The organism is Streptomyces lancefieldiae, from assembly GCF_031845825.1.
Taxonomy (GTDB): domain Bacteria; phylum Actinomycetota; class Actinomycetes; order Streptomycetales; family Streptomycetaceae; genus Streptomyces; species Streptomyces lancefieldiae.
In genome coordinates this window covers 24,557-38,777 of sequence record NZ_JAVRFH010000010.1, presented here as the reverse complement: position 1 = coordinate 38,777, position 14,221 = coordinate 24,557, and the positions used below count along the sequence as shown (strand labels likewise).

Sequence of the window (14,221 nt, the reverse complement as noted above, 5' to 3'; positions counted from 1 at the left end):
GCCGACAGTTGAGCCGAAGCGGCGGGTCGCCGCGGCTCGGAGGCCGCGACCTAAGGGCGGCCGGGCAGCGGGCGTCATGGGCAGAGAGTGATGCAGTGGACACGGGCCGTGCCGCTTCGTGTGGCACGGTCCTGCCTGCGAGGGCGGTCAGGTGTTCGGGACCCATGGTGGACGGGGAACGCCTGGTGCGCATCGGCGCACTGCCGGGCGTCGGTCCCGGCCGGTCGACGGGCCGCCCGGCCCGGAGCATGGCGTGGCTGGGCCGGGCGTCGTCTTCGCCGCGATCGGACAGTCGCCCGGTGCAGATGTCGCGGCGCGTGAGGAGCAGTCAGGCCTTCGCCACGGACCGCCCGTACGGGACGAGGCGTACCGGTCCGACGAGGCCGTAGTTCTGCCGCTTGGAGATCCCGAACACCGGGGCGTTCGAGACCCGCAACCGGTTGAGCAGTGAGGTGGCGACCTCGACCTCGATGGTGTTGGTGCCGCGGCGCAGGTAGGGGCCGACGTCCACGACCGGCGTGAGCTGGTCCGTGGGCGGCAGGGCGCGCCCGTTGACCGTGACCCGGTAGGTGTCGAACACCTCGCCCAGTTCCAGCCGGGCACCGTGGCCACCGGTCCAGGCGGCGCCGAGCTTCACCGTGGTGCGGTACCGGCCCACGCCCGACGCGTCGGCCAGTTCCGGGATGTCGGGCCAGGGCCTGAGCCCGTCGAGTTCGACGGTGCGCCGGGTCCTGGTGGTGCTCGACGCGGTGGCGCCCGGTGTCCAGTCCTCGGCGGTCAGGGTCCAGCGGGTGAGCGCCATCGGCTCGGCGACCTCCTTGATGGTGGCGCTGACGGTGGCCCCGCTCTGGAGCGTGGTGGCGTAGGTGCCGGGCCGTGTGTCGCGGATCTCCAGCCGGCCGTCCTTCGCCCGTCGGACCTCGGACGCCTGGCTGGAGGTGGCGTTCCAGCGGGGGGCGGGGCCGGGCATCCACCTGCCGGGGCGGGCCGTCGCGATGATCGTGGTGGCTCCCGGTTCCAGCGTGACGCGGAGCCGGATGCGTCCGTCGTCGAGCCGTGTGTAGGTGGCGAGCGGTTCGATGGCGCCGGTCCAGGCATCCAGCACGTAGGGGACGACGTCGGGTCTGCGGGTGGTGAGCGTGACGTCGTGGCTGATGGGGGTGCCGGTCGAGCCCTTCTTGCTGACCGCGTCGTTGGCGAAGAAGTAGTAGTCGGCCTCCGTGTCGGACCGGTGGTTGTGCAGGAGCATCGAGGACTGTGCGTACTCGACGTCGCGCCTGAGGCCGAGCGCCGCGATGGCCCGGGGGACGTCGGGGCGGTCGGGGACGTTGAACACGCTGGGCTGCGCCAGCAGTTCGGCGATCAGTTCCCGCAGGTGCTCATTGTCCCCGGACCCCGGAAGTCCGGGCACGTGCCCGTCCTTCCAGTCGCCGACGACGATGATCGGCAGGCCCTTCTTGGCGTACCCGACGAGCTTTTCCGCGACGTCCGGTTGGAGTGTGTGCTCGCGGCCGATCATGACGTCGCCGTCGACGAGGAGTGCCTTGAACGCCGGGCCGTCGGGCGCGAAGCGGCCGCCGCGCACCACCGCACCGGGCAGTGAGAGCAGGCGCGGGCTGAGGAAGAGGTGCGTCCAGCCGACCGGTATGCCGTCGCCGCTGAACCACGACGCGCCGAGCCCCGAACCGGCGTATCCCTTCTGCCACAGCACGCCGATGTCGGCCTTGTTGACGCCGGTCTGCAGGACTCGCTGAACGCGGCTCAGGTATCCGGCGATCCCCGGCACATGACCCCAGGTGGGCTGGCGGGGGCCCCAGGCCTCGCCGTAGCCGGCACCGCCCTTGTACGGCGAGAAGGCGGCGTAGCCGGGCCAGGCCGCGCCGGGGGCCTCGGCGTACGCGAAGCCGTGGAACACGGCCTGGTTCACGCCGGCCGCGTACTGGGTCACGAGCTTCTTGAGGGTGGCGTCCCACGTCGTCGCGTAGGCGCCGCCCGCGGTGCCGCCGGCCTCGTTGGACAGCACCAGCTTGCCGCCCATGTCCCGGCCTCCGGCCAGACAGCGGAAGTCGTCGAGGTTCTTGAACCCGAGCGACTCACCCTCCGGCTGGTCCAGCAGCGCCGCCTTGTACATCGCGTCGGTCTGCAGGCCGTACGGCTGGACGCGCAGTTGCAGACCGAGTCCGTGCGCCCATCTCCGCACCGGAAGCAGATGGTTCTCGACGTACAGCTCGGTGACCACTTCCATGTAGTCCCGGCGGATGGCCTTGTTGGTGGCGTCGTCGAACGCGAAGGCGTACTTCTCCCTGGTCTGGAGGAGCACGGGCAGACAGGGCGCGAGCGAGTAGCCCATGCGGCGTTCGAACTCGGCCATGATGCCGGGTGTCCACAGCGTCGCGTCCGTCTCGATCTCGAGGGAGTCCTCGAAGAGCGCGCCCCCGGTGTCCCGCAGCAGCCCGCGCATACGCGGGGTGAGGATGCGGCGTTCCCAGAAGTCGATGACGGCGCGGGTCCCGGCCTCGCTGAAGTGGTCGACGACGTAGCTGAGCGGGGCGGTGTGCGCGGGGCCTTCGGGGCGCTGGCCGGAGCCGCGTTCGTAGCAGGCGATGACGAGCCAGGCCCCGTCGTCCGGCGCGGTCCACTCCAGCCGCTCGTCCCTCACGTGGGGGGTGAGGTCGACGACCGAGTCCTTTTCCAGCCGGGTGGGGAAGGCGGTGGGCGAGGTACCGGCGACGACGCGGGCGGCCTGCACGGACCGTACCGTGCGGGTCTTCGCGTCGGAGTCCGGGGCGGTCACGGGGTCGGGGAGCGGGCCGGCGAAGTCGGTGCCGCCGGGCACGACGGCGACGCCGTGCGCCAGCTCCTTGATCGCGGAGCTGCTGTCGGGCGTGATGCCGGGGACGGCGGCCGGCCAGGCCGGTCCGATGGTGAGGTCGACCACGATGTCGCGCTTCTTCGCCTGGCGGAGGGCCGTCTCGACGGCGCCGACCCATGCGGGGGTGCCCCATCCGTGACGCGCCGGGTCGATGGGCTCGGAGACGCTGTGCGTGACCGCCGCGATCTCCACGCCGCCGAAACCCGCGTCGGCGATCTGGTCGATCTCCCGCCGGATCTCGTCGGCGTCGACCAGCGCGTCCGGCCACCACCACCGGAACTTCGGGCGTACCGCTGCCGCGGGGGAGGCGAACGAACGGGCGAACGCCCCGCCGGGCTTCGCCTGCGCTCCACCCGCCGTCGTCGTCGAAGCCTCCGCCGCCGCAGAGGCGGCGGCGGTGCCTGCCGACAGGGCCGTCGCGGCCCCGGCCGCCGCTGCCATTTTGAGCACCGCCCGCCGCCGCAGGCTGTGGTCTTCAATGCCGACGTCCTGCCCAGGTGCGTGTCTCATTGCGGCTCCGTTTGAACGTTTTAATGACCTGGCCGGAACATACGCAGCCCGCTGGACAGTCGCAAGGGTTAGGCCGAGATGGATCGTCCAGTTGCCCTCATCTGTCGCAAGAAATGCCGCCTACCAGCAAAGTCCTGGAGAGCTCGATCTGGTGACGTCAACGTCCGGAACAGTGCGGCGATGTCGGAACCCTTGACTCCCTTCAAGGCTCCGCCTACTTTGCCGGACGGCTGACAAAAACGATTCAACCCAGCAGCGCACACTGCGCGGACGGCTGCCACCGAGGGCGTCGCGTCCCGCCGTCCTGTGCAGCCAACGGCCCGTCACGAGTGGATCTCCCTCCCCGAAGGAGCCTGGCTCTTGTCCGTGCGACCCCAAGCGCCCAGCCCCACCCGGCGCCGCGTCCTGACCGTCCCGGCCGCCGCCACCGCGGCGGCGGTGATACCCGTAGCGGCCGCCGAGCCCGTGGCAGCCGCCGAGGCGGCCACCGCCGCGGGCACCACTGCGGGTACCGGCCCGTCGGCCGCGGCCCGACCGGCGACGGAGGCCGTCAGACCTGCGTTGCGGCCGTTCCCGCCGTCCGCGGTCCGGCTCCTGGAGAGCCCGTTCCTCGCCAACATGCGACGCACCTGCGCCTATCTGCGGTACGTCGACCCGGACCGGCTGCTGCACACCTTCCGGCTCAATGTGGGACTGCCCTCCGCCGCGGAGCCGTGCGGCGGCTGGGAGGCCCCGGACGTCCTGCTGAGGGGCCACAGCACCGGCCACCTGCTGTCCGCCCTCGCCCAGGCGCATGCCACCACGGGCGACGACGCCTATGCCGAGAAGGCCCGCCACCTGGTGGCGGCGCTCGCCGTATGCCAGGCGCGCGCGCCGGCCGCCGGTTACCGGCAGGGCTACCTCTCCGCCTTCCCGGAGGACGTCTTCGACCAACTCGAGGCCGGCGGCAAGCCCTGGGCGCCCTACTACACGCTCCACAAGATCATGGCCGGGCTGCTCGACCAGTACCGGCTCAGCGGCAACGCGCAGGCGATGAGCGTGCTGGCGGCCATGGCGGCCTGGGTGGACTCCCGCACGGCGCCCCTCACCCACGACCGCATGCAGGCCCTGCTCCGTGTCGAGTTCGGCGGCATGAACGAGGTGCTGACGAACCTGTACCTCGAAACCGGCGACCCCGCGTATCTGCGTACCGCGCGGCGCTTCGACCACGAGGAGCTCTACACGCCGCTGGCCGCCGGCCGCGACGAACTCGCGGGACGACACGCCAACACCGAGATCCCCAAGATCGTGGGCGCGGCGCGCAGTTACCTGGCGACGGGGGAACGGCGCTACCTGGACATCGCGACCCACTTCTGGAAGACGGTCGTCCAGGACCATTCGTACGCCATCGGCGGCAACTCCAACCAGGAGTTCTTCGGACCGCCGGGAGAAATCGTCAGCAGGCTCTCCGAGGACACCTGCGAGAACTGCAACAGCTACAACATGCTCAAGCTCGGCCGGCAGCTCTTCCTGCTCGACCCCACCACCCCCGCGTACATGGACCACTACGAGTGGACCCTCTACAACCAGATGCTCGGCGAGCAGGACCCCGACTCCGAGCACGGCTTCGTCACCTATTACACCGGCCTGTGGGCCGGTTCGCGGCGGCAGCCCAAGGGCGGGCTCGGCGCCGCGCCCGGCAGCTACAGCGGCGACTACGACAACTTCTCCTGCGACCACGGCACCGGCATGGAGACGCACACCAAGTTCGCCGACAGCATCTACTTCCGCTCCACCGGCCCGGGGGAGAAGGCGCTGTACGTGAACCTGTTCATCCCCTCGGAGGTGACGTGGCACGAGACGGGCGTGTCACTGCGTCAGGACACGGGTCATCCGGAGACCGACCGCACCCGGCTCACCGTCACCGCCGGCGACGCGCGCTTCGCCCTGAAGGTCCGCGTCCCCGCCTGGCTCGCCGCCAGTGGCAACCGGGCCACGGTGCGGGTCAACGGCCACGCGGTCGGGTCGCCGTCCCGCCCGGGCCGGTACCTCACGATCGAGCGCCGTTGGCGGCGCGGCGACACGGTGGAACTGACCTTGCCCCGCGAGCCCGTCTGGCAGCCGGCTCCCGACAACCCGCAGGTGCGGTCGCTCTCCTACGGTCCCGTCGTCCTCGCCGGGGCCTACGGGGCGACCGGTCTCCGGACCATCCCCGGGATCCGGCCAGCGTCCCTGCGGCCGGTGGCGGGCGTCCCGCTGGAGTTCACCGCGGAGGCCGACGGCCGTGAGGTGCCGTTGCGGCCGTTCTACAAGATCCACCACCAGAACTACAACGTCTACTGGGCCGTCACCCCCCGCCCCGGCCGCGAACGCGACATCGCCCGCTACCCGCTCGACGAGGGCACCGGCTCCACGGCCGCCGACAGCACCGGCACCTTCCCCCGCGCGACCCTGGCCGGGGGTGCGACCTGGTCCACCGACGGCACGCGCACCGCGGTGCTCCTGGACGGTGTGGACGGCCACGTCACGCTTCCCCAGGGGCTCACCGCCGGACTGACCGAACTGACCGTCGGCGTGCGCGTCCGCATCGACTCGCTCGCCAACTCGGCCCGCGTCTTCGACCTCGGCTACCACAAGAGCACGTACCTGTACCTCGCGGCCCGCACCGGCTCCGGCAGGGCACGCGCCGCGCTGAAGATCTCCGGTATGGAGGGCGAGGACGTGATCGACGCCACCGGGCCCCTGCCGCAGGGCCGGTGGACCCACGTCGCCCTCACCCTGGCGGGCGGCACCGGCATCCTCTACGTCGACGGAGCCGAGGCCGGCCGCAACGCCGCCATGGTCACCAGCCCGCTGCTGCTCGGCGCCGGCACCCACAATCACCTGGGCCGTTCACAGAACTCCACGCACCCCTGCCTGCACGGCGCGATCGCCGACTTCCGCCTGCACAACCGTGCCCTGACGGCAGCCGAGGTGGCCGCCCTCGCCGCCGGCTGACGGCCCACCCGGCCACACGCAGCTCATCCCACACGCCTGCCCGGGCACCCCCCTGCCCAGCCGCCGCGCCCGGACACCCCCTGTCCGGTGCGGCAGGGCCAGGGCAGCACCCACCCGACACCCCGCGAACAAGGGAGTTCACGTTGCCCGATTCCGACCTGACCAGACGCCGGTTCGTCGTGGCCGCGGGGGCGGCCGGAGGAGCCGCCTTCGCCGTCGGCCTTCCCGGCACCGGCGCGGCCACCGCCCAGGCCGCGGACGCCGGGGCCGAAGCCGCCCGCACGTCCGGTTACACCCCCGAGGACTTCGCCGACCCGCGCCGGGACAGCCGGCCGACGGTCTACTGGTACTGGAACGGCACCGTCACCCCCGCACTGGTCGAGACCCAGATGGCCGACCTGCGCTCCAAGGGCATGTACGAGGTCGTCCTCTTCCCCTTCGACAACGCCGAGATGCGGCCGGTGTTCTTCAGCGAGGAGTGGTTCGCCGTCGTCGGCCACGTTCTGCGCGTCGCCGAGCGCACCGGCATGCGTGTGTGGATCTTCAACGACGACCACTTCCCCAGCGGCCGTGCCGGCGAGTACATCGTCAACGGCGGCACCGTCGGATCCCGCACCTACGAGCCCCGGCCGGACCTGCGGCTCAAGGCACTGTGGCGGTCCACGACCGTGGTCGAGGGGCCTGCCTCGGTCGACCTCACCGCGACCACCGGCGTGGGCGTCGACACCGGCCGCCTGGTCGCCGACGCCGACGTCCTGGGCGGCGCCGCGGTGCTCAGCCGGGGCGCGCGGTGGACCGACTGCACCGTCACCGGGAGCGCCAAGGCCGAGCACGGCGCGGCCGGGCTCGTGGTCCGCGCCTCACGGACCGGGACCGACGGCTACGCCGTGGAGTTCGACCAGACCGGCGTCGTCACCGTGCTGCGCCTGACCGACGGCGCGGCACCCGCCGAACTCGCCCGCAGCAGCCGTACCGACGGATTCAACAGGACGAAGTACCACACGCTCGTCGTCACCGTCCGCGGCGACAGCATCGGCGTCACCCTCGACGGCAAGGACAAGGGCACCGTCACCGACGCACGCCACACCACCGGCAGCGTGGGCGTGCGGGCCGTCGACGGGCAGCGCGCCCTGTGGGAGAACCTGACCGTCACCGGGGCCGACGGCACCACGCTGTACGAGGAGCCCTTCGACGCGGCCGCCGTCGCCGGCGACTTCCCGGCCCGCCCCCGGCCCGAGGGCACGGCCTCGCCCGCCGCCGCGGCCGCCCGCCCCGTCGGCGCCACCGGCACGGAGCGCCTCGTGGAGCTGACCGCCGACCTCCGGGCCGGGCGCCCCTGGCAGGTCCCCGCGGGGCGCTGGCAGATCGACGTGTTCGGCGGCAGCGCGCTGATCGACGACAGCCAGGGCTACAGCCGCGGCTACGTCGACCTGCTCGACGACGAACCCGTCGACCTGTTCCTCGACATGATCCCGGGGGAGTACCACCGCCGCTTCGCCCGCTACTTCGGCAACGTCATCCCGGGCTTCTGGGACGACGAACCGTACTTCGCCTCCGCCGAGGCCCACTTCAAGCGCCTGCCCTGGTCCCCGGCACTGCAGGACGCGCTGCGCGCCGTCGGCGTCGAACCCGGCACCGCGTACGCCTGCGCCTTCGACGACCTCGGCCGCGACGGCCGGATCGCCCGCGGCCGGTACTGGCAGGCCGTGTCCGACCGCTTCGCCGCGTACTTCCAGAAGCAGTCCCGCTGGTACGGGAAGCGGGACGTCGCCCTGGTCACCAACCCCCTGTACGACGAGACGTCACCGTCCAAGCGCATCGCCTCCACCGGCGACCTGCACAAGGTCCACCAGTGGGCGCAGGTCCCCGGCGGCGACATCATCACCGCCGAGTACGCGGCCGGTGAGCCCACCATGATCCCGCGCAACCCGGTCAGCGTCGCCCACCAGATGGGCCGCGAACGCGCGCTGCTCGAGGCCTTCGGCAACATGGGCTGGCAGGTCGCCCCCGACTTCGCCCGCGCCCTCGTCGGAGCCAACGCCGCCCGGGGCATCAACCTCACCGTGCTGCACGCGCTGTGGACCGACGAGACCCGGGTGTACTTCCCCCCGCCCTTCGGACCCCGCGCCCCGTGGTGGTGGGCCATGGAGCCGCTGGCCGACTGGATCGGCCGGGTGATGGAGGTCGCGCGCGGCACGTCCGCCGCACGGACCGCGCTCGTCCAGCCCCAGCGGGCGGCCGAGCAGTGGCGCGGCACCGCCCGGCAGGGCGCCGTCGACAGCGCGCTGAGCGACGCCGCCTACGCCTTGGAAGCCGCCCAGGTCGACTTCGACCTCGTCCACGACGGAGCGCTGAGCGGCGACGGGGGACTGCTCGCCCACGCCACGACCCGCGGCGGCCGGCTCACCGTCGGCGCGGCCCGCTACGACCTGGCCGTGCTGCCGCTGACCCCGACGCTCGACGCCGCCGTGGTCCGGACCCTCACCGCCTTCGTGCGCGGTGGCGGCACCGTCGTCGCCGTCGGCGAACTCCCCCGGGACGAGGCCAACGGCGGCGACCGCGCCCTGGAGCGGGCGCTGTCCGCGCTGTTCGGCGACCAGGTGCCCGGCAGCCGCCGCACCGGCGCCGGGACCGCCGTACGCGTGGCCGACGCGTCCGGCCTGCGGGAGGCCGCACACGCGGCCGGCGTGGCCGCCGCCGTGCTCGAACCGGCCGCCGACGCGGTCAGGGTCCTGCGCACCACCCGCGGCAAGGACATCGCCTTCCTCGTCAACAACGAGAGCGGACAGGCCGTCGAGACGGTCGCCGCGCTGCCGGCCAGGGGCGTCCCGGAACTCTGGGACCCCGCCACCGGCCTGGCACGGCCCGCCCCCGTCCACCGCCAAGGCCGCGGCAGGGACGGTCTCCGGGTCCCGCTGAGCCTGCGCCCCTACGAGACCCTCGCCGTCGTCGTCCGCTCCTCCACCCGCCCCCGCGCCCACCTCACCGACGCGGCACTGCCCGTCGAGAGCGTCACCGCGCGCGGCAAGGCGCTGCACGTCACCGCCGTCGCCGACGCACCCGGCAGCTACCCGCTCAAGGGCACCGACGACCGGCACTCCTACCGCGGCACCGTCGAGGTCACCGACCCGCTCCACGCCATCGGCCTGGGCGGCGACTGGACCCTGACCCTGGACCGCGACGGTGCCGAGTCCGTGACCCGCCCCCTGGGCAGCTGGACCGACCTCGCCCCGGAGTTCTCCGGCAGCGGCACGTACACCATCACCCTCGACCTGGACCGGGACACCCTCCGGGGGCGGGGCTTCCGCCTCGACCTGGGCGTGGTCCGCGAAGTCGCCGCGGTGACCGTCAACGGGACCGAGCTGCCGCCGCTGCTGTGGAGTCCGTACACGGCCGACGTCACCGACGTCCTGCGCGCCGGGTCCAACACGATCGCCGTCCGCGTCTCCAACACCCTCTCCAACGAACGCAGGAAGCCGCTGCCGTCCGGCCTGCTCGGCCCCGTGACCCTGCGGCCGTACCGCCGCGTCACGGCAGTCCTGGAGCGAGTCTGATCCGGCCGGCGTCCGCCCCACACCCACCCGCAAGGAGCACCACATGAGCAGAGCGCTCACCCGGCGCGCCCACCGGCGTCCGGCCCTCCTCGTCGCCTCCGGCCTCACCGCACTCGTCACCGTGCTGCCGTCCGCCGTCAACGCCGACGCCAAGCCCCTGGCCGGCGTCTCGCCCGTGGAGCTGCGCACCCAGCACCTCGCGCAGGCCCTGGGCATCGACGACACCACGCCCTACCTGAGCTGGAACCTCACCAGCCGGGCCACGGGCACGGTGCAGTCCGCGTACCGGATCCAGGCGGCCGGCTCCCTCAGCAGGCTCAAGCAGGGCAGACCCGACCTGTGGGACTCGGGCAGGGTCCGCTCCGCCGTCCCGCAGGCCACCTACGCCGGCAGCGCACTCGGCTCCCGCACCCGCGTGTACTGGCGGGTCATGCTCTGGTCCGACGGCAGCGGACGGGACTCCGGCTGGAGCGCGCCCTCCGTGTTCGAGACGGGCCTGACGAAGCAGCGGGACTGGGACGCCGACTGGATCACGCACCCGGACTGGCAGCTCGGCAGGCGCACCGTCGAGCCCGTCGTCGTCGACCTGCCGCGCACCACGGCCCGCTACGTCCGCCTGGACGTGACCAGGCTCGGACTACCGCTCGCCGACGACTTCCCCGCCGAGTCCTGGCGCCTCCAGCTCGGCGAGATCGACGTACGCGACTCCGGGACCGGGACCAGCGGCCTCGCCAAGGGCGCCGCCGTGACCGCGTCGCAGACCCACACGGTCCGCAAGACCTGGGAGCCGGCCCTCGCCGTCGACGGCCTGCCCAACAGCGCGCTGCAGACCGCCGCCGGATACTCCAGCCCGCCGCACACCGGCCCCGACGTCTCCGACGCGCCGATCGTCCTCACCCTCGACCTCAAGTCGGCCAAGACCTTCGACCGGATCGCCCTCTACCCGCGCGCCGACGTCCTCACCGCCGACGGCCGGGTGCCGCACTTCCCCGTCGACTACGCCGTGTCCACCGGTGACGCCCCCGACGGCCCCTTCACCCGGGCGGCCGAGGTCACCGGCCAGCAGCCGCCGAGGCCGTACCTCCCCGCCGCGCTGCCCCTGCTCGCGAAGGACTTCGCCCTGCCGAAGAGGGTGCGCAGCGCCCGGCTGTACGTGTCCGGCCTCGGCATCTACGACGCGAGCGTCAACGGTCAACCGGTCGGCGACGCCGTCCTCGAACCGGCCAACACCGACTACGCCGAACGCGTCCAGTACGCCACCTACGACGTGACCGACCGGCTGCGCTCCGGACGCAACACCATCGGCATCGAGCTGGGCAACGGCATGTCGAACGTCGTCAGCACCGCCGACCGGTACCGCAAGCTGTACGGCAACCTGAGCGATCCGAAGGTCGTCGCCCAGCTGGAGATCACGCTCGCAGACGGCACCGTACGCCGCGTCGGCACCGGCGGTGACTGGCGCACCACCCTCGGTGCGACCACCTCGTCGAACTGGTACGGCGGCGAGGACTACGACGCCCGTCGCGAGATCCGGAACTGGAACAAGCCCGGCCAGGACCGCCGTTCCTGGAAGGCGGCGGCCACCGTGCCGGGCCCGGGCACGGCCGACGACCCCGCCGTCCTGAGCGCGCGGGAGACCGAACCGGTCCGCGTCGTCGAGACGCTCCCGGGCAAGGAGGTCGAGGGCGCGGCCGAGGGCAGCCGGATCTTCGACCTGGGCCGCAACATCGCCGGCTGGCCCGAGATCACCGTGACGGCCCCGGCCGGCACCGACATCCGGGTCCTGCCCGCCGAGAGCCTCAAGGACGGCCACGCCTTCCAGTCCATCAGCAACGTCGGCGGCCCGCTGTGGGACACGTACACCACCCGGGGCGACCGCTCCGAGACCTGGCACCCGAGGTTCAGCTACCACGGCTTCCGCTACCTGGAGTTGAAGGGCCTGCCCGAGAACGCGACCGTCACCGTACGCGGCAGGGTCCTGCGTACCGACAACGCCTCGTCCGGTGACTTCACCAGCTCGGACCAGCTCGTCAACGGCATCCACTCGATCATCCGACGGGCGGTCGAGGGCAACATGATGAGCGTCCTCACCGACTGCCCCAGCCGCGAGAAGCTCGGCTGGCTGGAGCAGAACCAGCTGCTCTTCCCCGTCCTCACCGGCAACTACGACATGGAGGCGTACTTCCGCAAGCTCGTGCGCGACATGTCCGACGCCCAGACCGAGGACGGGCTGATCCCGAGCACGGTCCCCGAGTACACCAGCATGCCGGGCGCCTACCGCAACGACGCCAACTGGGGCGGCGCCTTCGTCCTCGTGCCCTGGCAGCTCTACACCACCTACGGCGACCGGGACGCGCTCACCACGTACTACCCGCAGATGAAGCGGTACGTGGCCTTCCTGGAACAGCAGGTGAAGGACGGCATCCTGGACTACGGCCTCGGCGACTGGTTCACCCCCGACCGGACGTTCCCGCGCGCCGTGGCCGGCACCTACGGCTACTGGCGGGTCGTCGACGCCATGAGCCATATCGCCGGGGTCCTCGGCGACGAGGACGGCGCGGCGTCCTACCGCGCCAAGGCCGACACGAGCGCCAAGGCACTGTCCGCCAAGTACTACGACCGGGAAGCCGGGACCTTCGGCGGTGGCGGCCACGGCGCGGAGGCCCTCGCCCTGGACATGGGCGCCGTACCGGACGGCGAACGCGAGCGTCTGCTCGACCACTTCGTCCGGAGCGTCGAGGAGGCCGACCACCACCTGGTGCTGGGCGAGATCTCGCTGCCCGCGGCCTTCCGCGTGCTCACCGGGGCCGGCCGCGACGACGTCGTCCACGAGATCGCCACGCAGACCACCAGCCCCAGCTACGGCTACCAGGTGCTGAAGGGCAACACCACGCTCGGCGAGTCCTGGGACGGGGGCCCCGGCCAGTCCCAGAACCACTTCATGCTCGGCGCCGTCGACTCCTGGTTCACCGACCGGGTCGCCGGCATCGAACAGGCCTTCGGCTCCATCGGCTACCGCGAGCTGCTGATCGACCCGGCCGTCGTCGGCGACCTCACGTCCGCGTCGGGCTCCTACCGGTCCCCGTACGGCACCGTGCGCACCGACTGGAACCGCGACGGCGACCGGTACCGGCTGCGGCTGTCCGTGCCCGCCGGCAGCACGGCCGAGGTCCACGTGCCGTTCACCGAGGGACACGTCAGGGCCCCGAACGGAGCGAGGCTGCTGCGCTCCGGGAAGGGTGAGGCCGTCTACGCCGTCGGTTCCGGTGACTGGACGTTCACGTCGGTGTACGCGCCCGGCACGACCTGAACCCCGGCGGCAGGGGTGCCGCACGGGCGGAGGTGGCGGCCGTGGTGATGAGGGAGCCACGGCGCGCGGCCGGCCCGGCGCAGAGGGCGCGTGCGCGGGGCGTGGGCAGGGCGCGGCAACGACCCATTCGTCGCTCCGCGCGCCCTGCCGAGGCCCGACAGCCGCAGAAATGATGTGCGGACCGCACGCGAACCCGGCGAATCCGCAGACCTGCCCCAGGCAGGTGACATGCAGGGGAAGGATTCCACCTTGCTGCTTCTCATCTCTCCGGACAGTGTCGAAGAGGCCCTCGACTGTGCGAAGGCGGCCGAACACCTCGACATCGTCGACGTCAAGAAGCCCGACGAGGGCTCACTGGGTGCGAACTTCCCCTGGGTCATCAGGGAGATCCGAGCGGCGGTGCCGGCGGACAAGCCGGTGTCCGCCACCGTGGGAGACGTCCCGTACAAGCCCGGCACGGTGGCCCAGGCGGCGCTCGGCGCGGTCGTCTCCGGAGCCACCTACATCAAGGTCGGCCTCTACGGGTGCACGACTCCCGACCAGGCCATCGAGGTCATGCGAGGCGTCGTCCGGGCGGTGAAGGACTACCGGCCGGACGCGTTCGTCGTCGCCTCGGGTTACGCCGACGCCCACCGGGTCGGCTGCGTCAACCCGCTCGCGCTGCCCGACATCGCCCACCGCTCCGGATCCGACGCCGCCATGCTCGACACCGCGGTCAAGGACGGGACACGGCTGTTCGACCACGTTCCGCCCGAATCCTGCGCGGAGTTCGTACGACGTGCCCACGAAGCCGGCCTCCTCGCCGCACTGGCGGGCAGCGTCAGGACCGCCGACCTCGGTGAACTGGCGCGCATCGGGACGGACATCATCGGGGTGCGCGGGGCGGTGTGCGAGGGGGGCGACCGCAACGCCGGCCGGATCCGACCGGAGTTGGTGGCCGCCTTCCGGGCGGAGATGGACCGGCATGTCCAGGAACACGCGGCCGCGGCCGCGGGCTGA

The 14,221-nt window shown here is 72.4% G+C and carries 5 protein-coding genes; 4 read left to right on the top strand and 1 reads right to left on the bottom strand.

Going from position 1 to position 14,221, the window contains the following annotated elements:
- Positions 1–328: 328 nt before the first annotated feature.
- The gene (locus RM812_RS12545) at positions 329–3,382 is read right to left on the bottom strand and encodes a glycosyl hydrolase (RefSeq protein ID WP_311572563.1); all 3,054 of its coding nucleotides are present in this window, start codon (positions 3,380–3,382) and stop codon (positions 329–331) included.
- Between the two features lie 366 nt (positions 3,383–3,748).
- Here RM812_RS12545 and RM812_RS12540 point away from each other — a divergent pair, with 366 nt between their 5' ends.
- From RM812_RS12540 to RM812_RS12525, 4 genes are all read left to right on the top strand, one after another.
- Positions 3,749–6,358, top strand: a complete 2,610-nt coding sequence (locus RM812_RS12540) for a glycoside hydrolase family 127 protein (RefSeq protein ID WP_311572728.1) — start codon at positions 3,749–3,751, stop codon at positions 6,356–6,358.
- A 143-nt stretch (positions 6,359–6,501) separates the two neighbouring features.
- On the top strand, positions 6,502–9,912 hold the full coding sequence (locus RM812_RS12535) for a glycosylhydrolase-like jelly roll fold domain-containing protein (RefSeq protein ID WP_311572562.1): 3,411 nt from the start codon (positions 6,502–6,504) through the stop codon (positions 9,910–9,912).
- Positions 9,913–9,955: 43 nt separating this feature from the next.
- Positions 9,956–13,222 (top strand): family 78 glycoside hydrolase catalytic domain, encoded by a 3,267-nt coding sequence (locus RM812_RS12530; RefSeq protein WP_311572561.1) that lies wholly within the window; start codon positions 9,956–9,958, stop codon positions 13,220–13,222.
- Between the two features lie 249 nt (positions 13,223–13,471).
- Positions 13,472–14,221 (top strand): (5-formylfuran-3-yl)methyl phosphate synthase, encoded by a 750-nt coding sequence (locus RM812_RS12525; protein ID WP_311572560.1) that lies wholly within the window; start codon positions 13,472–13,474, stop codon positions 14,219–14,221.